This is a genomic window from Trichocoleus sp. DQ-A2, from assembly GCF_039961915.1.
Classification (GTDB): Bacteria; Cyanobacteriota; Cyanobacteriia; order Cyanobacteriales; family FACHB-T130; genus FACHB-T130.
Map to the genome: position 1 here is coordinate 15,684 of NZ_JAMPKD010000010.1, position 25,766 is coordinate 41,449.

Genomic DNA, 25,766 nt, shown 5'->3' on the forward strand with positions numbered 1-25,766 from the left:
TTTTAATCTCAATTATTTCAGTCTAAAATGCTTAAAAGTTAATTTTCAGGTTCTCTGACCCAATCGCCAAGACTGGAAAAAAAGCCCAAAAGTTGCCACTTTCCTCAAGTTCCTGAAGAAATTAATCTACTGACTCGTTTACTTGCACAATTAATAAAGAAAAGTAAGGCAATTTCAGATTCGGGCGATCGCTTAACCCCGCATAAATTACCTGCTCTGGTAGCGTTGCCCGTTCCACTACCCAGCTACGTTCCAACAACCCGCGCTGCTGCAACACTTTCCAAACTTGCTCGTAAACTGAACTCACTTTCATCAGCACCACCACATCTGCCCATTCTAAAACAGCTTCCAGCTCTCCTACCGTGTAGATCGCTGGTAACACAACAAGGCGCTGAGCGCGAATTGTCAGTGGAATTCCTAACACCGCTGCCGCCGCCAAAGGGGAACAGATTCCCGGCACTGTCTGCACTATTACTTCAGGATGCAGTTGTTGCAGTGTCTGCGCCAAATAGGTAAACGTGCTATAGAAACTGACATCGCCTTCCGAGACAAAAGCAACATCTTGACCCAATTTTAGAGATTGCCAGACTTCTTGGGCTGCCACTTGCCACGCCTGAGTCAAAATCTCGCTTTCTTGTACGTAAGGAAAAGTTAACGCTAATTGCACTTGGCGGGGATTCAACCATTGAGCCACCATCTGCTGAGCGATTCCTGGCTTACCGTGTAACCCAGCGGGAAAAGCCACCACCGGCACCCGTTGCAAAATGCCGAGTCCCTTCACAGTAATCAGTTCTGGGTCGCCGGGACCCACGCCAATGCCGTACAAGATACCTGATTGCACAATAAAATTTAAAATCTAAAAGCCAAAACCCAAAATCTCAAATGCCTTTACCGACTGTCATTTTGCCCGGATATCTCGAAGGCGCGATCGCCTACCGTCCACTCGAACAATCTCTACAAGAATCGGGTTTCCCCACTGTAACCGTACCCTTGCGAAGTCGGGATTGGGTGCCCACTGTAGGAGGACGGTCGATGATTCCGATTTTGCGGCAACTCGACCGCACGGTAAAACAAATGTTGCAGCAATACAACGTTTCTCAGCTTAACCTGATTGGTCACTCCGCTGGCGGCTGGATTTCCCGGATCTACCTGGGGGAAAAACCTTATTCTATTCACGGAGATGTCACAGAAGACGCTGGTTTGTGGCACGCTCACCCTTCTGTTGCCACGCTTGTCACCTTAGGAACGCCCCATATCAGCGGGGAACGCTGGACGCGGAAAAATCTAGATTTTGTCAAGATGAACTATCCAGGAGCCTTCTACTCAACGGTGCGTTACATCTGCGTTGCCGGTAAATCTATCTTCGGGGCGAGGCGTCCGGGGCAGTGGCTAGCCTACAGCAGTTACAAACTCACCTGTGGGATTGGTAACACTTGGGGAGATGGGATTACGCCGATTGAAGCCGCTCATCTGGAGGGAGCAACCAATCTGGTTATCGAAGGTGTCAAGCACTCACCCAGAACTCCTGGAATTTGGTACGGTTCGCCAGTCGCTTTACCGTCTTGGGTGGAGTATTTGGCATGACATGGGTAATGCTGATGAGTCATTGGCGGTTGGCGAATCACTCATGACTCATCACAACGATTCAGCCTTTAGGCATACGCTGTTAGGACAACGAAATTCCTTCTGTAACTGGCTAGCATTTGACTAATGTTAAGAAAAGTAAAGTTTAGCCATGAAAACCGAGCAGTATGAATTTGTCCTTCGGCGTCTGGCTACGATCCTGGCTGTTGGGATTCTAACCTTGAGCCTAATCGCTGCTGTGACTGGAATTCTGTTAGCTTTCTACTACGAACCGGCGGCGGGTGGTGCTTATGATTCCCTGCAAGCGATCGCAAATGAAGTTTCCAATGGCTGGGTGATTCTCCGCGTTCACGATCTCGCGGGAAATGGGTTAATTGCAGTGTCTTTAATCGAAATTGTCGTGATGTTTCTGGGGCGACAATTTACGAATAGTTGGTTAACTGCGTGGATTAGTGGCATTCTATTGACATTAACCGCGATCGCGCTCGGTTGGACGGCGATGATTCTCGATTGGACTCAACTCGGCTACTGGCGTCTGAGCATCGAACTGGGAACTATCGAAGCCATTCCTTTTATTGGCTCCCAGCTGCGAGACATCGTTACAGGTGGTGGAGCCATTACTACAGCTACTGTCGAACACCTCTACACCCTACACAGCTACATTTTATCCGTGGGAGCGATCGCGATCGCACTGATTCATCTAGGCGGGTTATTAGTCCAGGAAAGACAGCAAAAGCAGCTTCAGATAAAATTAGCTGCCACTAACTTAGCTGCCGAGTCAGAATCCGCGCAAGCACAGAACGATCCCAAATCTCTCAGCCTTAGCAGTGCTGAGTCACAGAAATAGCAAATTTATAGTCTCAAATCTAGTTCCACTTAGTAGCCTGCTCCTGGAAGGTTTCGGTTGTGTGCTTGCTGTCGCTGTGCGGTTTCAACCGCCAAGTGCAAGAATATGCGATCGCTTTTCTTGCTTTCCAGGCAGATTGGCATAGTCGCGACTGTCTTGTGTCAAGCTTCTGTAGGTTCTGTTTGAGGTTCTGGTTTGAGTTCTCCCAAAAGGACACCTACACTTGCAGATGAGATGGGTACCTCTTCAACTTCCGGCAGTTTCTCTAGCGCCAAACGAGAAGATGGACTCGCACCCGATAAACGCTTCAAGAGTTTTGGTCGAGGGTCATGCAGCACATAAATAATCTGATCTCCCGCTTCCCAATCCTCTGTCGCAGGTACCACTTGGAAACGCCCCTCCCGTAAAAATAGTAAGGGTACTAGCTCCCCGGAACGAATTAAGGCTTGTAGATGAGCTTGTTGAAACGAAAAACCAGGCTCTTTGAGTGACGTTTTGCCTAACTTCACCTGTCCATCGTTCAGGTATTGATTCCAATTCTTAATTGATAAATTAGGAATGAAAGCTTGGTGAACCTTACTATTATTAGTCGGTGTATTCGCTTGGGGAAATACTGCCAACACACGAGGAGGACGAAACTCCTCAGAAGCACGCTGCGCCAACACTAAATTCACCTCCCCATTATTCGTCATTGCCAGAAAGGTTCCCATTGAGTCGAGTCCCGCCTCTTCCAGAACTTCCGTATCCAAACCACTGCTTAAAAATACCCGCAGATTTTCCTGCTCTGCTTTTTGGCACGCTTCGGGGTCTGTGTCAATCAGCACTACAGACTCTCCTTGTTCCTGAAACAAACGGGCAATCAGGCGGCTTAAGGGATTACAACCAATAATCACAGCGCCCGTTGCTTCCTGGAGGTTGATTTGCAGCCAACGAGCAACCCAACGTGCTGTCAGTCCTTGCAAAAATACGGTCAGGATAATCGTGAGGAAGACCAACGCTTTGATAGAATCGCCGCCGTTGATGCCCCGCTGGGTCAGAAAAATGGCAAATAGAGAAGCAACCGACGCCGAAACAATTCCTCTAGGAGCAATCCAGCACAAAAACAGCTTCTGCCGCCAGTTCAGGTCGCTATTGAAGGTACATAAGCCGATGTTTATCGGTCGCACGATAAACATCAGTGCCAGAACTGTAAACAAACTTCCCCACCCCAGCGCAAATACACTTGCGATGGACAAGTCAGCTGCCAGCAGGATGAACAAAACCGAAACGCCAAGAATCGTTAATTGTCCTTTAAATCGCCGCAACATCCGTTCTTCTGGGATTGAGGAGGCACCCAGAACAATTCCCGCCATCACGGTTGCCATTAACCCCGACTCACTGCGGATTGTTTGCGCCAAACCAAATAAGCCCCACAACCCAGCCAGAACGACCAGGTTATTTAAGTCTTCTGAAAGAAACTTGGCGCGTTTGATAATCCAACCCATCAACCAGCCACCGACAACGCCAATGCCGCCGCCGATGCCTAAGCGTAAGACGAGACCGATGAAAGCTTCGATGGGGTCGGTATCGGCGTTCAAAATGGTGTCCAGCACGACGACAGCCAAAATAGCCCCTACTGGGTCAATTAAGACGCCTTCTCCTTCCAGAAGTGCTGCCACTTGCCGATCTACTTGCACCTGTTTCAGCAGAGGACTGATCACGGTTGGTCCCGTTACGACCACTAAGGAAGCGTAGAGAAAAGCGATAGGCCAGGGAAATTCACCCAGCCAGTGAGCTGCCATACCGCCGCCCAGAAGCGTGATCAGCGTTCCCAGCGTCACTAAGTTTCGCAGGCTGCCGGAAACCTTGCCCAACTCTCTCAGCTCTAGGTTCAGCCCCCCCTCAAACAGAATCACTGCCACTGCCAGAGCAGTAATGACCTCTAAGCCCGTACCTAGAGAATGCGGGTGTAGCAGGCGCAAGCCATCAGGTCCCAGGAGAATGCCAAACAGCAGCAAAAAGACGATGCTAGGAACCTGAAGATATTGGGCTAAAACCTGGGCGCTGATACCTGCAACAACCGTGATAACGATTTGCAGGGTTAGTTCAAAGGATGTTTCCATGTTGTAGATTTTGATAAAACCAACGAAGTTTTATCAATATCAATATCTTTGGTAAAGGATAGTAAATATTAACCCTTCCTGGCTGCTATGCAATAGTCAACCTGTCTTTGCATCGGATATTTTGAGACAAGTATCTGTAGTCTATGATACACGTTTGGGCTAAAAATCTACTGAAAAAGCAAAAATTTGTCTGTGATGCAAACAGGGTATATAGAGTAGATGCGAAAAGGGCACAGAAGAAAAGTGCGATCGCTCCTTTTCTGAATTGCCTGCCCTTTCAACCACGCTTTTCAATCCGTTTGTTGAGGGATAATCCAGCAGCACCTCCCCCAAATCTTCTGACTGGACAACCGTTCCTGCACTCAGAACGCAAAGAACCTCTTCCTACTGTGCTGGTTCGATCCTAGCAAGCTGTTCTAAGAAACACTGCTTCTTGCTGGCATTCAACTGGAGTAAGGGTGTCAGTAAACCCGGTTAGCTGCACTTGTGTTACTTTTATCATTTCTACGGTATCTTTTCGGATATCACCACTTGCTCCAGACTTGTAAACTTGATCAGCACACGACTTGGATGCCTAAGACCATGAACGCATCTGCGAATTTTGACTTCGACGACGACAAGTTCAACGCACCACCTTCTCAAGTGATCCCTTGGTGCCAGATGATCAATCCTCGATATGGGAAAACTGGCATCCAGCCGCACGGATTGGCAATTAAGCTAGATAACGCTAATGCGGTTGGCTTTAAACCGGATGCCACTTGGGACCAGGTGCAGCATGAGTTTAGCACCGGAGTCGAAACGCTGTTTATCACTACTACCCCCCGCTTAGTCATCGTGCGGCGGGGGCCATTGTCTGTGAAAGACCGTGAAACTGGGATGAAATTGGGTACGTTTAAAGATAACTACGATGCTTTCTTGGCAGACAAGCTCAAGTTTAAGACGTTCACTCGCCACTTGATTTTTTTAGTCGGGGAGAAACAAAAGCTTTTGCATTACTTGCCACTGCAATTGACGGTGAATGGTGCAGCAGGTGCTAGTTTTGGAAAATCCTACTGCGAGATGAAACAAGGTCAAGTCGTCGGTGGATTTATTGCTGAATTGGAAAAGGCTTATGCTCAGTATCGCAAGCAGCCTTTAACACCAAAAGGACCGTTGTTTCACGCTCATGGAATTTTTTGTCCGTTAATTGAAATGGAGGAAAGGGGCAGTGGCACAAATACGGCTCTGGTGGCTAGTACAGTAGATTACGAGCATCCTACTGCTAAGAATTTAACAGAATATCTAATTTCTTCCAGTTCTGAGGAGTCTGTGCTTATCTGCAAAACTTTTGAGGAGTACCAAGACTTCGGAAAAGAAAAACCGAAAGAGGAAACCCTCGCGCCCAAAATGGAGATGGCAGGGGTGTCTAGTTCATACGATTATCACGATGAATTTGAGTACGGCGAACCTCCTTATGTGCGAAACGTTTGGTCAGAAATTGATGGTATTTATGAACCTCTAACCGAGGAATGGAATCATCAAAGGATTGACCACCGGATGAAATTTCTCGGTTAGAGAAATGCTCTGGATAACTTAACAATCATATGGGTGAGAATGAGTAACCTAGAAAGTTCAAGTCCCATCCTCTAAGTGCTAAGAGTGACTGCATTCCCTGCTGCTATATGACTGGTAATCATACGGTGGTGAGCAAGGGAAAAAGGCAAGAACCTAGAAACCTAATCTGGAACACTGTCAAGCGAGAACTCATGGATAGCGAAAGCAAAGATACACTTTAACCACCATCAGCTCGACGTTGCGAAAATAGGTTGACACGCAACAGACAAAATGTCACAGGATATCGGGGCTGGCAAATGTACGGTTGACCAGTATGCACTCCCATTAAACCTGGTGGAAAGTATCATCCTAAAAGTTCAATCAAATGATTGTTAGGAACGTTTTAACCCTTGCTTCACTCTCAGAAAAGGTAGATATCTGAGAAGTAACCAGCGCAAGTGATGCAAGGGCAGGATTGTCTCAAAAGCTAATGCCTCATTGTAATGACGAGGATATGCAGACAGAGACACGATGATTTGAAAGATAGAGGTACTAAGTAGAGTACAAAAGACATGAACACGGCTGACAAGTCGATGTATGTATGGGAAACAATTCCTTGGCGTAAGCTTGAGCGAAGTGTTTTTAAGCTCCAAAAGCGCATCTATCAAGCTTCTCAACGTGGTGATGTCAAAACAGTCCACAAACTCCAGAGACTACTGATAAAATCCTGGTCGGCAAAATGTTTAGCTGTACGTCGAGTAACGCAGGAAAACAGGGGCAAAAAGACAGCCGGAGTAGATGGAATAAAATCACTTACGCCCATCCAAAGGCTAGCCCTAGTTAAAAACCTGAAACTATCCCAAAAATCAAGACCAACGAGAAGGGTATGGATTCCCAAACCCGGAACAAAAGAGGAGCGACCATTAGGGATTCCAACGATGGCAGACCGTGCGTTGCAGGCATTGGTAAAACTAGCATTAGAGCCAGAATGGGAGGCAAAATTCGAGCCTAACTCATACGGTTTCCGACCGGGGCGCTCATGTCATGACGCAATAGAAGCAATATTTAATACAATCAGGTACAAAGCCAAATTTGTATTAGACGCTGATATTGCTAAGTGCTTCGACAGCATTAATCATGAAGCTCTGCTTAGAAAATTAAATACATCCCCCACCATTCGCCATCAAATAAAGGCTTGGTTAAAAGCAGGGGTAATAGACTGGAAAGCCTACTCCGAAAGGAAAGAAGCATATAGTCATACATCTAAGAGCACACCACCGGGAGGCGTAATATCACCTCTCCTAGCAAACATTGCCCTTCACGGATTGGAAAATCGAATTACTCAGGCGTTTCCCAAAAGAAATCTCTTGGTAAATGGTAAAACGGTAACGATTCCAAGCCCTGCCGTTATTCGATATGCCGACGACTTCGTAATATTACACGAAGATTTATCCGTTGTCCAAAGATGTCAGCAGATAGCATCAGACTGGTTAAAAGACATGGGCTTGGAACTAAAACCAAGTAAAACCCGAACTTCTCATACCCTCCAAAAGTATGAAGAAAATAGAGGCTTCAATTTCCTAGGTTTTAATGTCAGACAATATCCACAAGGAAAAAATCACTCTGGCAAAAACACCAATGGACAATTGCTTGGATTTAAGACCCTCATCAAACCCAACAATGAAGCAATAAAGAGGTTGTTGAGTAAAACTGCCGAAATAATTGGTTCCATGAAAGCTGCTCCCCAGCCTGAGGTAATCAAAAGACTGAATCTCATACTGCGTGGATGGGCAAATTATTACTCAACAGTAGTAAGCAAAGATGCTTTTGCAAAAGCAGATCACTTACTATTCTCACAGCTTAAAAGTTGGGCGGAATTTAGGCACCATAACAAAGGAACATCTTGGGTAAAAGCAAAATACTGGAAGACTATAGGTACTGAGAAGTGGGTGTTTACGAACTCCACGAAGGAGGCAAGACTGCTCGAAATAGCGGATACACCCATACTCAGATATACAAAAGTCAAAGGTAATAGCAGCCCCTTCGATGGAAACTGGGTGTACTGGAGTAGCAGGTTAGCAAAATATCCCGGTATTTCAAAAGATGCCGCCTTCCTACTAAGAAGGCAAAAGGGTAAATGCAGCCGTTGTGGGCTTAATTTTAACATGGGAGATGTCATGGAAATACATCACATTGACGAAAACCATAACAACAACAAAAACAGCAACCTATCAATGCTACACGGGCATTGCCACGACCATACACACTCTATATGGTTAGAGAACGAATTTAAGGCACTAGAGGAATGGTAAATGAGAAGTGCTAATGACAAAGTTCAAATCATTGAGGAGCCGTGTGAGGTGAAAGTCTCACGCACGGTTCTGAAGACCAATTCAAGAAGTGATTTTTGGATTGAGTTCAACTAAATAGGACACAAGGAAAGAGTAAAAACTTAAAAAGGCAAAAGTAAAAACTTGTTACTTTTGCCTTTTTACTTTTAATTTCTAGGTAGGATTAGGACGCGATCGCCTCAATTTCTTAGGTTGGGGGACGCTAAAAAATTTACTGTTTTAGCAGCAGGTAATACAGTTGCCCGTTGCCGCCGGTGACACCCGCGCGATCACCCGCCCGTTTACCCGTTCCGATAAAATAATCTACGCGACCGGGACCCAGAATTGCACTTCCTTTATCCTGGTCGAGTACGTAGCGACTCACCAGACGCTGTTCGATCTTACCGGCACGATTAAAGTAGGGAACTCTTGTATGAATTAAAGCTAAAGCACCCGGAGGCATCAAAGATTTATCCGTCGCAATCGAACGCTCAGGTGTCACCGGCACCCCAACGCTTCCCATCGCTGGGGCACCATTAGTTTCGTTGAAGAAAACAAAGCGCTGATTGCGCGGGATATAGTTACTCAGCTCCAAAGGATTTTGCTGGAAGTATTTGATCAGCACAGGTAACGTCAGACCGGATAGGGGCAGTTTGCCATCTTTAGCGAGTTCTTTCCCAACACTGGTGTAGGGGTAATCGGTTCCACCTGCATAACCGACCGTCATCACGCTTCCATCAGTCATCTGGAGCTGAGCAGAGCCTTGGATTTGCACCAAGAAGGCTTCCAGGCGATCGCTCATCCAAGCGATTTCTAGCCCTTTTAGCGGACTGTTCGCTCCCAGCAAGCCATCCTCCCCTTCTAGCTGAACCCGTGTGGGGTGGGGTTTGGGCCAAGAGTTGAAGTTTGACGGCATCCCATAGAGAGGATAACGATGCTCTGCCGTCTGCTTGCGGCTGGCTGTATAGGTTGGTTCGTAGTAGGCGGTGTACTGAACGTTCCCCTTATTGTCCTTGCCTACAGACTGGTACAAGACAAACTCACGCTTGATTGCGGCTTGCAGTTCGGCAGCCGAACCAGAGTTGAGAACTAGCTGCCGAAAGCGAACCAAAGATCGGCGGACGCGATCGCGGGTAATTCCCGGCACCGGATACTGCTGGTAGGCTTGAGCGGCACTGTTTGTCTGTAAATATCGCAGACTGTTATCAATCGAGGCGATTAAAGCTTTTCGGTCTCCGGCTTGACCGTTTTGCCCCCAGATTTGCTCATCAAGTCCCAGTGCATCTGACCGGCAACAGACGAGATTTAAAAGGTTTGAGTTGACTGGTATCAGCGGAACGGACAGGGGATCTTTAGCGAGGGCAGGCAAAGTGACATTTCCCAGAGTTACACCAAAACTCAGGGACAGTAAAGCCAATGTCTTTCTCATTACTTACACCAAAAGGGAAAGTGATAGCTATTCGTAGTCACTTCTATCGACACTTCCGGCGAAGACAGGTTCCACTCGGATTGCCCTAATGCTGACGGGACGTATAACCATGTACTCGCCCTGGATATTTTTGATCGGCACACTGATAAAGTCCGTGGAGGCGGCTTTGGGCATCAGCTCGCCGCTGTACCACTTCTGAAACTCTTGAATGGTTGCAAAACGCACTTCTGCTTTGTGACCACCTTCTATCATCAGGTGTACAGCGTATTCGGTGGGAGTTCTCGGCATACAGTCGATTGATTTTCAATCCGTCCTGATTATTATGAGCTGAGAATGGTCGAAAATAACAGGCTATTTCTACAGAATTTTCTCAAAAGGTCATTCGTTATTAGTCTGTAGCGACCAACGAATGACGAATAGCACTGGCTTCAGAGCCTTGAATTAAAATTCAGGCTTCACGGCTAGAACCTGTTTTCACAGGTTGAAATTTATATACTGTAATGACCAGTGACGAATGACTAGGAAAATAGATTAAACCGATGCAGCAGGGTTTCTAGCAGGGGCGGTAAAGTTTGATGCAGTTCCGACGCACTGTTAAACAACAGTTGTTGATGGTTGGGAAGGTCAAAGGGAAACTGTCCCGACATCTCCGAACGCTCCATTTGAGCTAGCAGAATTTGTTCAGAACGCTTACTTTGAAAGGCGTAGCCAATTTCTACACAAACATTCGGACTGGGAATGAGTAGGGGCGTTTCTTCCCTGGAAATGCTAGTGATAGGTGTCCCATCAGCAACAAATAGCAGACTCTTCCGAATTTTTCGCATCTGCGTGGTGTTGAGGCGATTTGAGGCACCTGTGGGGCGGTTGGATACTTCTAGCGTCAAAGGAAGACGCGATCGCGTGTTTAATGCTTCTAGGGCGTTAGCCAGTCCCTCTCGCAGGGCTTCACTCGACGCCGCATATTCAGTCTGATGGCAGAGGAAGATAATCGGTTCCAGATTCGCCATCACCGTCTGTTTAGTGAAATAAATCTCGTGGCTTGTCAGGTCAATGTTGGAGATTATGTAGCCACCGCTGCCTTCGATGTAAAACTCTACCGATTCCCCTTCTAGATAACGACCAAACCAAGCTGAGCGCTTAACATCCTGGCTGTCTTCTAAAAAATCTGCCCGTAATCCAGACTTCAGCAAGCTATTTTTGCTCAATCGCAGATCGTGGGGACGTTTCTCTAATTCTTTAATCGGCTCATACTCTTGGAGATACCAGCCTCTCAGGGCAATGATAGCCATGATGTCTTATCAATAATGCACAGAATCTTCACGTCTTTAATTTAAGACGCCTGAGAAGGAATCTTAGCAGTATGCGGTGACATCTTCTCCACATTCATCTGCTAGATAGCATAGTGCCCGGAAACGCAGGCTTACGACTTCTTCGTAAAGCGGATTCAGCTTGCACATTGGAGGAATGTGAAACAGGGTGCGACCAAATACTTTGATATCGCGCTCAAAGGGGCACTGGGAGGGGATTGACTTGCACAGGCGATGAGCGAGTTCGCGATCGCGCACTTGTATGTTGTCAATCCACTCGCGCAGAGGTTGCAGGAAGTTCAACCGCGTCCGTGCTTTTGTGGGTTGTTGAATCGGGGCTACCTTTTGGGAAACCTCTTCTTGAGGCATCCAGAACCAGCTTGTCAGGGAAATATTTTTTACTGTATACTGGGATACATTCATGATGCTTCTCCTGTGTTACGTTTTCAAGTCTTCAAAAAGCTAAATTTAACTGTCTGTCCTTTATCTACAACTGCGACTCTGCTTTTACCGGATGCTGGCTGTGAGATTTGAGCGTTTCTAGAAACTTTGACCGTTAGACTTACTTAATCATTGACGCGCGATCGCTATTTTTTGTTCTTTGCTCGGTTAATCTCGGATGCCGACTTGACAGACAAAAGGCTTGTGAGAACTCTTCTGTTATCATCCTCCCTAATTTCCTGTCTATATTGCGTGAGGAACATCACTGAATATTTGTGAGTGTCCCTTCCAGGTTTCAGTGATTACACGCATATATTGCCACTGCACTCTCGCATAAACTTGTCTGCATGAAGGCTGTAAGGTCTGTGGTTGCTTTGCTTTCGGCAAAAATGCCCCTAGACGCTTCGCGGCTCGCTCGCTTCCTAACTTTTCTTAGAATCAGAGCCATTTATTTTCCTTTAACGACGAGAAAATAATCACTCCTTGAAAACTCTAAGGAGAAGTGAAAGACAGTGAAAGAACCTAGCCAAGTTGATAAAATCATTTCCCGTCTACCAATTTGAATTCAGCAATTTTGCTGATGAAATAAAAAATAAAAGTTGGTAATAAATTACCTATTTCACTGAGGAATAAAAAAATAGAGATAGAAATCTTAAGCTACAGCTAGCTGATTCAGTTTTTGCCCTATTTTCAAAGAGCAATACTTAAAAATCATTAAAAATAAATTTCGTAAAAGTACTTGCAAAGTTATACTGCAAAGGTAAATTATGATCGCTCTACAAAATATATGTGAGTTCAAGGTCAAGATGAACACCCGAACTTTAAAAACAACTCCAATTAAGACAAATATATTGGGAATTGGAGTCAGTCGTACTAAATATAAAGACTGCACGGATTTGATTATTCAAAGTGCCCAATTACGCCAATCTTGTACCGTTGCAGCAGTGAATGTCCATAGCATTACCTCCGGTTATCTTGACCCAGACGGTCATGGCTATCAACTCAATCAGTTTACTCTGGTTGCCCCTGATGGTCAGCCGGTGCGTTGGGCGCTCAATCTTCTTCGTAATCGTGATGAAGAGATACTCCCGGAGCGGGTGCGGGGTCCAGAGCTAATGTTAAATATTTGCGAACAAGCTGCTGCTAAAGAAATAAGTATTTTTCTATATGGCTCTACGGAAGCAGTTCTAGAAACTTTACAGAAGAATCTACAAGAAAAATTTCCCAGCTTGATAATTGCCGGAGCAGTTTCTCCTCCGTTTCGCCCTTTAACGCCGCAAGAAGATGCGGCATACACTAAACAAATTCGGGAATCTGGCGCGGGAATTGTCTTTGTTTCTTTGGGTTGTCCGCGCCAAGAAGCATGGGCTTTTAATCATCGCCATCAGCTAGATTGTCCGATCGTTGCGGTGGGTGCTGCTTTTGATTTTCATTCTGGCAACATTCCTGAAGCTCCGTTTTGGATGCAAAGCTTGGGTTTAGAATGGCTTTTCCGCTTTTTACAGGAACCCAAACGCTTGTGGAAGCGCTATTGGTTACTTAATCCTCTTTATTTGATTCTTTTGGGTTTACAGCTGCTCAAATTACTTCCTGTCGAGCAAGACCCAATAGAAGTAGAAACCAGCAGTGCCGAGCGCCACCCAGAAGCAATCAATCGCTAGTTACAAAGTTGTGTCGCTGTTACGGATTGAAGTCACTAGCGTTTTGGAACGCTCATCTAGCTTAGTCACCCGCGATGTGAACAACAATTTCTCGATAATGACCGCGCTGCCGATGTTCCCAAATATAGATTCCCTGCCAGGTTCCCAATAGCAATTTACCGCCAGCGATGGGGATTTGTTCAGAAGTATGAGTCACAGCAGTGCGAATGTGAGCTGGCATATCATCAGGGCCTTCCGCATTGTGGAAGTAGCGATCGCTTTCCGGCACGAGTTTTGTTAAAAAGTTCTCTAAATCTTTGAGAACATCTGGATCGGCATTTTCTTGAATCAGCAGACTGGCTGAGGTATGACGCAAAAACAGGGTGCAAAGTCCAGTCTGTATACGCGAATCTGCAACGATCGCTTGAACTTTGGGCGTGATTTTGTATAAAGATTTGCCAGGAGTTTGAACGGTCAGGATCTGTTGGTAATGAGTCATGGCGGCTCGAAAAAATTAACGGTTTTGGAAATAGCTGACGACAGCACGGGCGATCGCTTCGGTTCCATCTGTCGCCACCATCTGAGATTGATGGGGTGGAAGCATTGGTTGATGGAGAAACTCCCAGTTGCTTTGGAAGAACTCAGCAGGTTGTAGAATTTGATGATAGGTATAATTTTGGATGCCTTCAAGTAGCAGAGGCGCTTCGGCAAAGTCTTCTCGTGTTAGCGTCACAATGGGTACTCCCAATCGCAAAGCTTCGGCAAAAGTGCTGTATCCAGGTTTGGAAACGACGCGCCCGCATATTGGCATAAAATCGACTGGGCGGTAAGATTGGTCTGTAATTTTTATAAGATTTGGTAAATTGGGTGCATTCCGGTCAAAGGTGATAAATTGCCAATCGGAAAACTTCAGCAAATTGTCGTAGGGAATTTCTTGTAACCCTAAACCGCCGAAGGTGAGCAAGATGGTTTGCTCGGTTGGTGTGGTAATTCCCCATTTAGATCGTAGTGTGTCTGCGCTGTGGCGAGGAGTGCCGCCGGTTAAACCGACATCGACGAGCTGTGGGAAAACGCTCATCGATTCGTGGAAGGGCAAGCGAAACAAGCGATCGCACTTTGCATAACATTCGCTTATCCAATCCGCAATTGCAATAAACTCTCCTCCCCACGCCCGATAGATAAAGTCCCAGCCAAAATTACTCAGCATCCAGCAAGGAATCCCAGCCGCTTTGCCAATTGGCGCTGCCAGCGGTGGAATATCTGCCAAAATCAAACCTACTCGGTTTTGACGGATAAAGTTTACTTCACTGGCAATTATCGATTTCTCTTGGGCGCGAATTTGTTGCACTTTTTCCAAAGTGGCAGCTTTATCCATTGCGAAACTATCAGCTTGCACAACGCCGATATCAAAACCGCGAGGGCGATGAATAAAATCCCCTGGAATATAAGATTCTAGTAACCAGCGGGGTGCTGTTGTTACCAGAATCAGCAAAATTTCCGGATACATTTGCTGAACTGCCGCCGCGACGGATGCCGCCCGGACTGCATGACCAAAGCCATGATTGGTGATAGCGATGTATAAAATTGGATGTTTAGCAGTCATTCGTTCGTAATCAGTAGTTATTAGTCATGAGTCTAGTTGCTAATTCCTAAGGTCTAACGATCGATAACTACTGACTCAATTGTTGAATGGCTTCAACAAGTTGGTCAATGTCAGATGGCAGGGTGAAATAGTGAACGCAGGCGCGTACACAGTCGGGATTGCGGATTGTCCGAACCAGCAAGTTTTGATTTTCTAAAGATTGTACTAATTGCTGGTGATTGCCCTCTCCTGAAAGCTGGAAGGAGACAAGACCGGATTCCGGCGGTGCATTTCGCAGACATTTGATGTGAGGAAGTTCGGCTAAACGTTGCCAGAGGTATTGGCTCAACTCCAGGATTTTTTGGAAGCGAGATTCTGGGGTTCCCCATTGTTGATGAAGAGCGATCGCTGCCCTAAGCCCAGCATAGAGGGGATAGGCAGAAGTCGCGACTTCATATCTTCGCCCATCCGGTTGCCAGCCAATCGGTTGACCGGATGAATTGTAAAGAATGCTGCGCCAGCCGATAAACGTGGGATTCAGGCTTTCTAAAGCTTCCGGTCGCACGTACAGACCACCGACGCCTTCTGGCCCGCACCACCACTTGTGACCCGTGAAAGCATAAAAATCAATCCCCAATTCTGTCAAATTTAGCGGCATTGACCCCACGGATTGAGCTGCATCCACCAAAATTCTGATGGGATGATTTTCGGTGGAATGGTTGCGGCAGGCGGCAGCAATTTCAGCCAGCGGCAAGACTTGACCCGTGTTCCAGAGGATATGACTCAGCACGACCATTCTGGTCTTGGGGCGCAGATATTCTGCGATCGCTGCTACGGGATCGCCTTCATTCAAAGTTCTCATGAGCGGACAGCAGGATACTTCAATGCTAAAGCGCCGTTGGAGTTCCTGAACGGTTGCCACAATGCCTGGATGTTCGCAGTCAGAAATTAGCAGATGGTCTCCGGCTTGCCAGTCCATGCCCCAGAGGGCGATATTGCAGCCGACGGTGACATCTTCAGTCAGGGTAATGGTCTGGGGAGAGACACCCAGAGAAGACGCGATCGCAACTCTCGTTTCCGTTGCCTCCCGTACCACCCAACTCCCTACCTCATTGGAAAACGGCCCCACACGCTGCACGTATTCATAGGATTGGAAAATAGCATCCAATGCTGCTTGGGGCATCGGGCCTTGACCGCCATAGTTGAAATAGGCTTTATTCGCGAGAGCTGGAAATTGCTGCCGATGCTGTTCTAGCAGCGTTTGTCCTGGAGAAATGCTCGTCATAGTATCAATATTAGACTTCACTGGAACAAGGAATTGTCACTTCGTAGCTTTGCTGGATACGGCAGCAGAGGCGTTGCAATTGGTTATCGCTGTAACGGTTGCTAGATAATGTTAACTTATTTAAAATTTTGCATAAATCCGGTGCGTTGACTTGACAAGTTTACAAGAACGTGAATCAAATTTCACAAAATCTCTTTCTCAGATTTCCCTTGTATGCAGGCTACAAAATGGCGTTGAGTGTCGGTTAAGTTGCTATGCATCTAATACCAAGTTTTCTTTTTGATGCTACACAACATTTAGAACCCAGTTATTTCCCTAGCAAATAACAAACAACAAGGGAGAATCAAAAATCGGTTCAAAGTTCATCTTATAACGAGTAAAGGAACTCGCTATGAATCAGCCAATTGAATTATCTTTAGAGCAAAAATTCAGTATTAGAAGCTTCTCAGACCAAGTGCAAAATATGTCCCGCGAACAAGCACAGGAATTTTTGATTATGCTGTACGAGCAAATGATCGTCAAAGAAAATATGTACAAGTCCTTTCTGAAGCACGAGTGGGGACTTGATTCAGGCAAAATGTCTGCATGAATCTTATCCGTAGTGCCACATTCGGGATGAGAAGTTAATGCTGGGCGATCGCACTCTCTTCAGCGAGGGGGCAATGGTGGTCAACCAGGTTAGGTAGTATGGGATAGCCTTGCTAAAATACGCTCTTGCGTCGCATCCCTCCAGTTGAACCATGACCACCACTACTGACTTCCTTAGCCACCTCAACCCCTCCCAGCGCCGTGCTGTTGAGCATTTCTGCGGGCCTTTGCTGGTTGTTGCCGGTGCTGGTTCCGGCAAAACGAGGGCGCTGACTTATCGGATTGCCAATCTCATTTTGAAGCACCGGGTCGATCCGGAAAATATCCTGGCGGTGACTTTTACCAACAAAGCCGCACGGGAGATGAAGCAGCGGATGGAAAAGCTGTTTGCCGAACAGCTTGCTGAAAAAGAATATGGGAAGCCGCTGACAGCGTTACCAGCGGATGAACAGACGAGATTGCGATCGCGCGTTTACAAAATTTACATCAAAGACTTGTGGATTGGGACTTTCCACAGTCTCTTCTCTCGTATTCTTAGATACGATATCGAGAAATATCAAGACGAAAGAGGACGCAAGTGGAGCCGCAATTTTTCAATATTTGATGAATCCGACGCTCAAAGTTTGGTGAAAGAGATTGTCACCAAACAAATGAACCTGGATGAGAAAAAGTTTGAGCCGCGTTCGGTTCGTTATGCCATCAGCAACGCCAAGAATCAGGGATTTTCCCCCAAAGAATTTGAGGCGGAACAGGCGAACTATCGCGGACGGGTAATCTCGGAAGTTTACAGCAAATACCAAGATAGACTGGCAGAAAATAACGCGCTTGACTTCGATGATCTAATTGCGATTCCGGTAAAGCTATTTCAACAAAACGAGCAAGTCTTGGGTTACTGGCATCGAAAATTTGGTCACATTTTGGTAGATGAATATCAAGATACAAACCGGATTCAGTACGATTTGATTCGCCTGCTGACGACGAATGGAGAAACTAGAAAGAATGAGTGGGATTGGAAAAATCGCTCGGTTTTTGTCGTCGGTGATGCGGATCAATCTATTTACTCTTTCCGCATGGCAGATTTCACCATCTTGCTGGAATTTCAAGAAAACTTTGGGGATGGTTTGCCGGATGACGATACGCGGACGATGGTAAAGCTGGAGGAAAATTATCGCTCTAGGGAAAATATTCTCCAAGCGGCAAATAAACTCATTGAAAATAACACTCAGCGGATTGATAAAATTCTCAAAGCGACACGCGGGGCAGGCGAACAAATTTTTTGTCACAAAGCCGACAACGAGATTACAGAAGCTGAGTTCGTCGTGCATCAAATTCGCAACCTGAAACATAAAGATCCAGAGTTAGACTGGGGGAGTTTTGCGATTCTCTACCGCACGAATGCTCAATCTCGTGCTTTTGAAGAGTGCTTGGTGCGTGCGGGTGTTCCCTACAACATTGTTGGGGGTTTAAAATTTTACGACCGCAAAGAAATTAAAGATGCGATCGCGTATCTGCGGCTCATTGTGAATCCAGCGGATGCGCTGAGTTTGTCGCGAATCATTAATACTCCACGGCGCGGTATTGGCAAAGCGACCTTGGATGCGATCTCGGATGTCGCCCAAGAATTAGGCGTATCGATGTGGGAAATCCTCAAAGACGAAACCTCTGTGAAGACTTTAGCTGGACGGGCGGCGAAGTCTATTAACAGTTTTGTGCAGATGATTTGCCACTGGCAGCTACAATTGGACACTCTGCCAGCTTCGGAAATCGTGCAGGGAGTGATGCAAGATTCTGGTTATATTCAGGATTTGAAAAGTCAAGGCACCGACGAATCGCAAAACCGATTGGAAAACGTCCTCGAACTCAAAAACGCTGTTCTGCAATTTGAGGAAGAAAACGAAGATTCAAGCTTAGAGGGTTTTCTCGCAAGTGCTTCCCTATCTTCTGATTTGGATGATGTGAAAGAAGAGCGATCGCGCTTGTCGCTGATGACGTTGCACTCTGCCAAAGGACTAGAATTTCCAGTCGTCTTTTTAGTAGGAATGGAGCAAGGATTGCTTCCTCATACTCGGACTCTCAACGATCCGGCGCAGCTGGAAGAAGAACGCCGCCTCTGTTATGTGGGCATCACCCGCGCTCAAGAACGACTCTATCTCACCCATGCCCGCGAACGTCGCCTCTGGGGTTCCCGCGAACCAGCCATTCATTCTCAGTTTCTCAAGGAGTTACCCGCAGATTTGCTGAGTAGTAATTTACCCAAGGCAACTGCTAATAGTCGCGCTGGTATGGCGTCAACATCTCCGAGACAAACATCCAATGGTGCCAGCAGTCTAGGGCAGAATTGGAGCGTGAGCGATCGCGTCCTCCACAAAGCCTTTGGTGTCGGTCAAATTACTAACATTTTCGGGCAAGGAAACAAAATAACTCTCGCCGTGAGATTTCCTGGCATCGGTATAAAAATCATCGATCCTAAGATTGCTCAACTGCAACGAGCGGAATAAACAGTCAGGAGAGCTGATTCATTCAAAACTCAAAACGATTGAGATTTGAGCCGTGAGTAAAATCACCCCAAAAGAATACCACTCGAAAACTGGAGATGTTCTTACAGTCCGGAGTGCCTTGATTGAGGATGCAAAAGCTCTCGTCGATCTTCAATTTTCAGTCGCTCAAGAAGGCAAGTATATGGTGACTGAGGCTGAGGAATTTAACTTAACCAAATCGGAGGAAAAAGAAACAATTGAACAGCATTCTCAGCAACCAGGACAGCTTTATTTGGTCGCTGAGATTGGCAACACAGTTGTAGGATTCATTGAATTTGAGAACGGAAACCGAAGACGCACCTCTCATAGCGGGATACTCTCCATTTTTGTTGACAGAGAATGGAGAGGAAAAGGCATCGGATCGTTTTTGCTGCAAGAACTGCTTGATTGGGCAGCGAATGAGCCGCTGATAGAAAAGGTGACTCTAGCAGTGTTCTCTACAAATCGCAGTGCGATCGCTCTTTACAAAAAATTTGGCTTTGAAGAAGAAGGAAGATGTCCTAAAGATATGAAATTAGCAATAGGTAAGTATATCGATAGTGTATTGATGTACAAATTTGTAAAAAAAATGTAGAGACGCAATATATCACGTCTCTACATAATAAAGGAAACATTCTCACTTGATATCGAGTCCGCGCATAGCCAATAACGCCGAACCATATGCAGCGGCTGTGTGCATTGGCGGAACAATTGGCACTTGTAGATAACGACCACGAATTTTTGTCCAAGCGGGATTTTTCGCACCACCTCCAGCCGTATAAATGCGAGTTAGAGGAGTGCTACCGAGTTGTTGTAAAAGTTGATACCCTCGTACTTCTATTCTGGCAATACTTTCGAGCAAACCGTGTAAAAAGTCTACTGGGTTATCGGGACGGGGTTCCAGTCGTGGCGGTAGATGGGGGTCGTTAATCGGGAAGCGATCGCCTTCTTTTAACAACGGATAATAATCCAGCAAACTTTCTTTTTCTGCATCAATCTGACTGCTGAGGCTTTCTAATTCAGCATCGGTGAAGAATTTTCGCAGCACAGCACCGCCAGTATTAGAAGCACCGCCGACTAACCACAAATCGCCCAAACGATGGCTGTAAATTCCGTATTTTGCATCATCTACGCGAGTGCGACTTAACAGCTTCAGCACCAGCGTTGAACCGAGGGAGGTACTCGCTTCACCGGGAGACTTTGCACCGCTAGCGAGAAAAGCCGCAATACTATCAGTGGTTCCAGCACACACTACGCAATCTTTGGGGAATCCCAAGTTAGTAGAAATTTCAGGTTTTAATTCAGCAACAGGTGTCCCTGGGGCAATAACTTCAGGAAGATGAACGGGTAACTTGAGATTTACTAACCATTCTGGATAACATAAATTTTCGACATCGTAGCCTAATTTTAAACAATTTTGATAGTCACTTATGCCCAGTTTTCCATGTAATAAAAATGCCAGCCAATCTGCCTGATGAAGGAAGTAATAATTTTGAATTATAGGAGTAGACCCTTGTACCTGCTCTGAATTTTGAAGCAACCATAAAAGTTTGGCGAGGCTGGAGGTAGCGCTTAATACCGTGTGGTTTGGGGGCGCAATTTCCTGCAACTGCGCCATGACTTCCACCCCTCGCGCATCGTTATAGAGGATAGGTTCAGTAACAGGTTTACCGGCGTCATCGCATAGCAGCACTGTGGAAGAAGTTCCATCGATAGCGATCGCGGTAATTTCCCGACGTACTTGCAAAGGGATTTGCTCAATTAAGGAAAACAAAGCTTTCTCCCAGCTTGCAGCCAATGCCGCTCCCTCAAAGGGATATTCCGCCTCAGCTTGAATAGTCCCATCCGCGTGAATTGCGACGGCTCGTGCGCCAGAGGTGCCAAAATCAATGCCGAGGTAGAGGTTCATGATGAGATTATTGACTTATGTTCTAGAGAGACGTAAGTTATTTTATTTGCTGTCTCTAGTTAATTAAAGTATGAAAATAAGTCTTTAGAGATAGGAATTTTAATTAGGAAGATTGCAATTTAGTATTACATGAATTAGGTGAGTAAATTTATGCCTTATAAACAAACTGACGAATTACCAGATTCGGTAAAAAATCACCTACCTAAGCACGCCCAAGAAATTTTTCTCGCTGCCTTTAACAAGGCTAACGAAGAGTACAAAGAGGAAGAAACTGCCTTTAAAGTTGCTTGGAGTGCGGTAAAGCGCGACTACGAAAAGGGAGAAGATGGGAACTGGCATAAAAAGCCGGAATAGATATGACAACAATAGAATCAGGTTTGCCTGGGTGGAGCGTATAGGAAGCTTTTTCCAGGTCAATTGGCGCAATGCGCGATCGCTCTCTCATGTTTGCGCTCGCTGTGTAGAAAATAACATTAACTGGTTTATCGATGCGATCGCCTCCTGAAGAGCCAGCTGAAGCCGCTCAAGCGGAAGTGACAACCGCTCAAGCCGAAGCTGCTGCTCAAGAAGCAACGAACAGCACTTCATGCAAACGCGATCGCAGTGGAAAGAGATGCGATCGCGCTTATTAACATCTGCAAACAACTCTGGAGTCTGGTTCCTCCAATAGGTAGACAATAGTGCTTCATACCCAAAGTACAGAGGTCATAATGTCTGAACCCACAAGAAGTCCCCAACCAATCATTTTGATTCGTGGTTTTGGCGGACTCGACGTTTCCGACGAGAAAAAAGATACCTACCAGAGATTTAATGTTGGTACTGTTTACCCTCAAAAACAAGGTGAAAACTACATCTACGAGGGGCTAATTCTGCGGTTTATGAAGTCGAACTGGAAGTACCAAGACACCACTAACGTCGTCGGGTACTACGGTAAAACTTATGCCTACGAACCGCTGCTACCGGAGAAACTGAAGCGCTCCACAGATAAGGATATCGTGGAAAAATTTATGCGCTTAAAGGAGTTGGGCTATTTTTCTGGCAATAAGATCATTATCGACCCCGGCATGGCGCTACATCTGCTGGAAACGGTGGAGCAACCCTGGCAAACTCTCTGGGTATTTCGTTACTACGACTTGGACGAGCGAAAATTCAACGTGTATGGTGAAGCTCTCGTTCGCTTGATCGACTTTATTCGGGAACTCACAGTCCAAAAGGAAGGCTTTAAGCCCAAGGTGAATATCATTGCCCATTCAATGGGTGGTCTCATTGCACGCGAGGCAGTTCAACGCACTTATCCAACCTTGAAGAAACAGAAGGCAGAGGATTACATTAACAAAATTGTCACCCTCGGTACACCGCACCAAGGCATCAGTTTCCAAATTCTCAAAAATTGGATCAATATTAGTGCGGAAGATGAGTTAAAGCATTTTAATCCTGATTTTCAAAAAGACCCTAGAAATGATGCGGCTTTCGTTAATTTTCACAACTATTTTCCCGCAGAACGACTGCTGACAGTGGTTGGAACGAACTACCGTAGCTACGACACCGCGATCGCATCCCGGTTAAATCGCGCTTTCTCTCTAGAGGGCGAGTATGGGGCAAACTACAATCGCAGCGATGGTTTAGTCAAACAAACTTCGGCGCAAATCCCCGGCACACCGCGCACTTTCGTCCACAAGTGCCACGGGGGTGACGACTCGCTGATTACTTCACGAGAAGCGTTTGAAGTGGCAACCCGCTTCTTTTTTGGGAACGTGCGATCGCGTCTGCGCTTGGTGAAGGGAAAAGTTACTCGTGGTAAGGATTTCTTCGGCAAGAGCGAATTTTTTCTGGGCGTTTCTATCAAGCCGCGGGGTGTAGATTTCGAGCTTTTCCATCAAAGTAAAGATGCCGAAAATTGCTATGGCCCCTTTAGTCAAGTTGATCCGCTTGACAAAAATGTTAACTTTTCGGAAGCCAATCAGAGTCTCGGCTTTCCTTGGGCAGATACTAACAAACTCATCTGGCAAGGATACCTCGACACGAAAAAGAGCCTCAGTGCCAAAGATATGGTGTTGCGCGTAGAATTTTATATTGGCGAACGCGATCTTTATGGCTTTGGTTTCTCGGACAACAAGATTTTCAACAAGCAGTACTACGTCCGTGCCTTGCTACCAACCAATCTACAGCCCAACCTGAAACTCTACCTCCATGCCGATGAGCAGTTTATGCGGGAAGGCTTCCAGCCTTCGCCGCAGGAGGAGATGCAGAAGGTGAACGGCGGCTGGCAGTTTGATGTCAGAGAAACCGGGTTTGAGGGGACTTTCCGGATCGAACTGGATAGAATTCCCGAAAATGGGCTGCCAATCCCGTTTGTATAGGTAATTCTTGTCACCTCTCCCCAACCTCTCTCCAGAATGGGAGAGCTTTCAATTGTCCTCCTTCCCTTGTAAGGAAGGGGATTAGGGGGTTAGATGTATCTTAAGTAGCGATCGCAGAGTGGGGGCTGAGGACAGTTTGCTTTTCTTTACGAAACTCACAACACTTTTGGTCGGATCTACCTCCAGAATGGTTTTGAGTAACAACGCCGATTACAGCAATCATCATGTCTCAGCCCACAATAGAATCCATCCTTCAAGAAAAACGCTTATTCCAGCCACCGGCTGAATTTTCACAAAAGGCACATATTAAAAGCCTGGAGGAATACCAGCAACTTTATGACCGCGCCAAAGCCGATCCGCAGAAGTTTTGGGCAGAACTTGCAGAACAAGAGTTGCACTGGTTCCAGAAGTGGGATACGGTGCTGGATTGGCAACCGCCTTTTGCCAAGTGGTTTGTCGGTGGTAAAACAAATATTTCCTACAATTGCCTGGATAGACACTTAACTACCTGGCGCAAGAACAAAGCCGCTTTGATTTGGGAAGGGGAACCGGGCGACTCGCGCACCCTGACTTATGCCCAGTTGCATCGGGAAGTTTGCCAATTTGCCAATGTCCTGAAGCAGCTGGGTGTGGAAAAAGGCGATCGCGTCGGGATTTATATGCCGATGATTCCGGAAGCCGCGATCGCGATGTTAGCTTGTGCCAGAATTGGCGCAGCCCACAGCGTCGTTTTTGGCGGTTTCAGTGCCGAAGCTTTGCGCGATCGCTTAATCGATGGACAAGCCAAAGTAGTTGTCACGGCTGATGGCGGTTGGCGCAAAGATGCGATCGTTCCCCTCAAAGATCAAGTTGATAAAGCTTTAGCTGATGGCGCTGTTCCCAGCGTGCAAAACGTCCTAGTTGTCAAACGCACTGGACAAGAAATTTATATGCAGACAGGCGGACGCGACCATTGGTGGCATGAGATGCAAAAGACTATCTCCGCCGATTGTCCCGCCGAACCGATGGATAGCGAAGATTTGCTGTTCATCCTCTATACCAGCGGCAGTACCGGCAAACCGAAAGGCGTTGTGCATACCACTGCTGGTTACAACCTCTACACCCACATGACCACCAAGTGGATTTTTGACCTTCAGGATACGGATGTCTACTGGTGTACTGCTGATGTGGGCTGGATTACCGGACACAGCTACATTGTCTATGGTCCCCTATCCAACGGTGCCACCACCGTGATGTACGAAGGTGCGCCTCGTGCCTCGAATCCCGGCTGTTTTTGGGATGTGATTGAAAAACACGGTGTCAACGTTTTTTATACCGCACCGACGGCAATTCGCGCTTTCATCAAGATGGGCGAAGACTTACCCAACGCCAGAAATCTCTCTTCCCTACGATTGCTGGGAACCGTAGGCGAACCAATTAACCCGGAGGCGTGGATGTGGTATCACCGCGTGATTGGTGGCGAAAAGTGTCCGATTGTCGATACCTGGTGGCAAACTGAGACGGCTGGCATTATGATTACGCCGCTACCTGGGGCAATTCCCACTAAACCCGGTTCTGCTACCCTTCCTTTTCCTGGAATCCTCGCTGATATTGTTGATTTGGAAGGCAACCCAGTCCCCGCCAGCGAAGGCGGCTATCTAGTAATTAAGCATCCTTGGCCTGGGATGATGCGAACCGTCTACGGCGACCCCGATCGCTTCCGCCGCACCTACTGGGAACACATCCCCCCCAAAGATGGGCAGTATGTCTACTTTGCCGGAGATGGTGCCAGACGCGATGAGGATGGTTACTTCTGGGTGATGGGGCGTGTGGACGATGTGCTGAATGTGTCAGGACACCGCTTAGGTACGATGGAAGTGGAATCCGCTTTAGTTTCTCATCCTGCGGTCGCTGAAGCTGCGGTTGTGGGGAAACCGGATGAACTCAAAGGGGAAGAAGTAGTCGCCTTTGTTACTTTAGAAGGTACGCATAGTCCCAGTGAAGAACTGAGCAAAGAACTCAAAAAGCACGTTGTCGCGGAGATAGGCGCGATCGCGCGTCCCGGTGAAATTCGCTTCACCGACTCCTTACCCAAAACTCGCTCCGGTAAGATTATGCGGCGACTGTTGCGAAATCTCGCTTCCGGTCAAGAAGTCTCCGGTGACACCTCTACGCTAGAGGATCGGGGCGTGTTGGATAAACTCCGAGAAGAAGCGTAATTTTTTTAACGTAAAGGTACGCAGTAGGGCAGGTTTTAAACCCGCCCCTACCCCAAACGTTCGCCAAGGAAATTCTCTGCGAACCTCTGCGATTTCCTTAGCGTACCTTTGCGTT

General features: G+C 46.7%; 24 protein-coding genes. 12 read left to right on the forward strand and 12 right to left on the reverse strand.

The genetic code is table 11. The features are described from left to right. Nucleotides 1–121: 121 nt before the first annotated feature. Nucleotides 122–841, reverse strand: coding sequence for a precorrin-2 C(20)-methyltransferase (locus NC997_RS11585; protein WP_190415225.1), 720 nt, complete (start codon nucleotides 839–841; stop codon nucleotides 122–124). A gap of 41 nt (nucleotides 842–882) precedes the next feature. Between NC997_RS11585 and NC997_RS11590 the strand changes: the two genes are divergently transcribed. Both NC997_RS11590 and NC997_RS11595 read left to right on the forward strand, forming a co-directional pair. After that, nucleotides 883–1,584 (forward strand): alpha/beta hydrolase, encoded by a 702-nt coding sequence (locus tag NC997_RS11590; RefSeq protein ID WP_190525603.1) that lies wholly within the window; start codon nucleotides 883–885, stop codon nucleotides 1,582–1,584. 151 nt (nucleotides 1,585–1,735) lie between these two features. Beyond that, nucleotides 1,736–2,431, forward strand: a complete 696-nt coding sequence (locus NC997_RS11595) for a cytochrome b N-terminal domain-containing protein (RefSeq protein WP_190427564.1) — start codon at nucleotides 1,736–1,738, stop codon at nucleotides 2,429–2,431. A 161-nt stretch (nucleotides 2,432–2,592) separates the two neighbouring features. Here NC997_RS11595 and NC997_RS11600 read toward each other — a convergent pair whose 3' ends face one another. Then, nucleotides 2,593–4,533, reverse strand: a complete 1,941-nt coding sequence (locus NC997_RS11600; protein ID WP_190415230.1) for a cation:proton antiporter — start codon at nucleotides 4,531–4,533, stop codon at nucleotides 2,593–2,595. Nucleotides 4,534–5,115: 582 nt separating this feature from the next. On the opposite strand from NC997_RS11600, the gene NC997_RS11605 reads away from it, so the two are divergent. Both NC997_RS11605 and ltrA read left to right on the forward strand, forming a co-directional pair. Further along, nucleotides 5,116–6,087: a DUF5895 domain-containing protein gene (locus tag NC997_RS11605; RefSeq protein ID WP_199306090.1), complete on the forward strand. Its 972-nt coding sequence runs from the start codon at nucleotides 5,116–5,118 to the stop codon at nucleotides 6,085–6,087. Nucleotides 6,088–6,638: 551 nt separating this feature from the next. After that, on the forward strand, nucleotides 6,639–8,378 hold the full coding sequence (gene ltrA / locus NC997_RS11610) for a group II intron reverse transcriptase/maturase (protein ID WP_190525604.1): 1,740 nt from the start codon (nucleotides 6,639–6,641) through the stop codon (nucleotides 8,376–8,378). A gap of 250 nt (nucleotides 8,379–8,628) precedes the next feature. Here ltrA and NC997_RS11615 read toward each other — a convergent pair whose 3' ends face one another. From NC997_RS11615 to NC997_RS11630, 4 genes are all read right to left on the reverse strand, one after another. Beyond that, nucleotides 8,629–9,825, reverse strand: a complete 1,197-nt coding sequence (locus NC997_RS11615) for a murein transglycosylase A (RefSeq protein WP_190525605.1) — start codon at nucleotides 9,823–9,825, stop codon at nucleotides 8,629–8,631. A gap of 27 nt (nucleotides 9,826–9,852) precedes the next feature. Beyond that, nucleotides 9,853–10,113 (reverse strand): hypothetical protein, encoded by a 261-nt coding sequence (locus NC997_RS11620; protein ID WP_190415235.1) that lies wholly within the window; start codon nucleotides 10,111–10,113, stop codon nucleotides 9,853–9,855. Between the two features lie 230 nt (nucleotides 10,114–10,343). Next, nucleotides 10,344–11,114: a hypothetical protein gene (locus NC997_RS11625; protein ID WP_190415237.1), complete on the reverse strand. Its 771-nt coding sequence runs from the start codon at nucleotides 11,112–11,114 to the stop codon at nucleotides 10,344–10,346. Between the two features lie 63 nt (nucleotides 11,115–11,177). After that, nucleotides 11,178–11,555 carry a Mo-dependent nitrogenase C-terminal domain-containing protein gene (locus tag NC997_RS11630; protein WP_190415239.1) on the reverse strand — a complete coding sequence of 126 codons (378 nt, stop codon included), beginning with the start codon at nucleotides 11,553–11,555 and terminating at the stop codon, nucleotides 11,178–11,180. Nucleotides 11,556–12,379: 824 nt separating this feature from the next. On the opposite strand from NC997_RS11630, the gene NC997_RS11635 reads away from it, so the two are divergent. Then, nucleotides 12,380–13,234, forward strand: coding sequence for a WecB/TagA/CpsF family glycosyltransferase (locus tag NC997_RS11635; protein ID WP_190525606.1), 855 nt, complete (start codon nucleotides 12,380–12,382; stop codon nucleotides 13,232–13,234). 61 nt (nucleotides 13,235–13,295) lie between these two features. Here the strand turns inward: NC997_RS11635 and NC997_RS11640 are convergent, their stop codons facing one another. The 3 genes from NC997_RS11640 to NC997_RS11650 form a co-directional block, all read right to left on the reverse strand. Continuing rightward, the gene (locus tag NC997_RS11640) at nucleotides 13,296–13,712 is read right to left on the reverse strand and encodes a secondary thiamine-phosphate synthase enzyme YjbQ (RefSeq protein WP_190525607.1); all 417 of its coding nucleotides are present in this window, start codon (nucleotides 13,710–13,712) and stop codon (nucleotides 13,296–13,298) included. A gap of 15 nt (nucleotides 13,713–13,727) precedes the next feature. Then, nucleotides 13,728–14,816 (reverse strand): glycosyl transferase, encoded by a 1,089-nt coding sequence (locus tag NC997_RS11645; protein WP_190525608.1) that lies wholly within the window; start codon nucleotides 14,814–14,816, stop codon nucleotides 13,728–13,730. Between the two features lie 67 nt (nucleotides 14,817–14,883). Then, nucleotides 14,884–16,080, reverse strand: a complete 1,197-nt coding sequence (locus tag NC997_RS11650; protein WP_190525609.1) for an aminotransferase class V-fold PLP-dependent enzyme — start codon at nucleotides 16,078–16,080, stop codon at nucleotides 14,884–14,886. A gap of 391 nt (nucleotides 16,081–16,471) precedes the next feature. On the opposite strand from NC997_RS11650, the gene NC997_RS11655 reads away from it, so the two are divergent. Beyond that, nucleotides 16,472–16,669: an NblA/ycf18 family protein gene (locus NC997_RS11655; RefSeq protein WP_190415249.1), complete on the forward strand. Its 198-nt coding sequence runs from the start codon at nucleotides 16,472–16,474 to the stop codon at nucleotides 16,667–16,669. 3 nt (nucleotides 16,670–16,672) lie between these two features. On the opposite strand, the gene NC997_RS11660 is transcribed toward NC997_RS11655, so the two are convergent. Continuing rightward, nucleotides 16,673–16,822, reverse strand: coding sequence for a hypothetical protein (locus NC997_RS11660; RefSeq protein WP_190525610.1), 150 nt, complete (start codon nucleotides 16,820–16,822; stop codon nucleotides 16,673–16,675). Between NC997_RS11660 and pcrA the strand changes: the two genes are divergently transcribed. Beyond that, the gene (pcrA, locus tag NC997_RS11665; protein ID WP_190525611.1) at nucleotides 16,821–19,166 is read left to right on the forward strand and encodes a DNA helicase PcrA; all 2,346 of its coding nucleotides are present in this window, start codon (nucleotides 16,821–16,823) and stop codon (nucleotides 19,164–19,166) included. The genes NC997_RS11660 and pcrA overlap by 2 nt on opposite strands. A gap of 52 nt (nucleotides 19,167–19,218) precedes the next feature. After that, nucleotides 19,219–19,779, forward strand: a complete 561-nt coding sequence (locus tag NC997_RS11670) for a GNAT family N-acetyltransferase (RefSeq protein ID WP_199306091.1) — start codon at nucleotides 19,219–19,221, stop codon at nucleotides 19,777–19,779. 42 nt (nucleotides 19,780–19,821) lie between these two features. Here the strand turns inward: NC997_RS11670 and NC997_RS11675 are convergent, their stop codons facing one another. Then, nucleotides 19,822–21,093 (reverse strand): FGGY-family carbohydrate kinase, encoded by a 1,272-nt coding sequence (locus NC997_RS11675; protein ID WP_190525612.1) that lies wholly within the window; start codon nucleotides 21,091–21,093, stop codon nucleotides 19,822–19,824. 150 nt (nucleotides 21,094–21,243) lie between these two features. Here NC997_RS11675 and NC997_RS11680 point away from each other — a divergent pair, with 150 nt between their 5' ends. From NC997_RS11680 to NC997_RS11690, 3 genes are all read left to right on the forward strand, one after another. After that, on the forward strand, nucleotides 21,244–21,447 hold the full coding sequence (locus NC997_RS11680) for a ChaB family protein (protein WP_190525613.1): 204 nt from the start codon (nucleotides 21,244–21,246) through the stop codon (nucleotides 21,445–21,447). Between the two features lie 134 nt (nucleotides 21,448–21,581). Then, on the forward strand, nucleotides 21,582–21,725 hold the full coding sequence (locus tag NC997_RS11685) for a hypothetical protein (protein ID WP_190525614.1): 144 nt from the start codon (nucleotides 21,582–21,584) through the stop codon (nucleotides 21,723–21,725). Between the two features lie 78 nt (nucleotides 21,726–21,803). Then, nucleotides 21,804–23,453 carry a hypothetical protein gene (locus tag NC997_RS11690; protein ID WP_190525615.1) on the forward strand — a complete coding sequence of 550 codons (1,650 nt, stop codon included), beginning with the start codon at nucleotides 21,804–21,806 and terminating at the stop codon, nucleotides 23,451–23,453. 100 nt (nucleotides 23,454–23,553) lie between these two features. Here NC997_RS11690 and NC997_RS11695 read toward each other — a convergent pair whose 3' ends face one another. Then, nucleotides 23,554–23,679: a hypothetical protein gene (locus NC997_RS11695; protein WP_277877671.1), complete on the reverse strand. Its 126-nt coding sequence runs from the start codon at nucleotides 23,677–23,679 to the stop codon at nucleotides 23,554–23,556. On the opposite strand from NC997_RS11695, the gene acs reads away from it, so the two are divergent. After that, nucleotides 23,678–25,651 (forward strand): acetate--CoA ligase, encoded by a 1,974-nt coding sequence (gene acs / locus NC997_RS11700; protein WP_190525616.1) that lies wholly within the window; start codon nucleotides 23,678–23,680, stop codon nucleotides 25,649–25,651. The two genes, NC997_RS11695 and acs, sit on opposite strands and share 2 nt — an antisense overlap. Nucleotides 25,652–25,766: the final 115 nt, after the last annotated feature.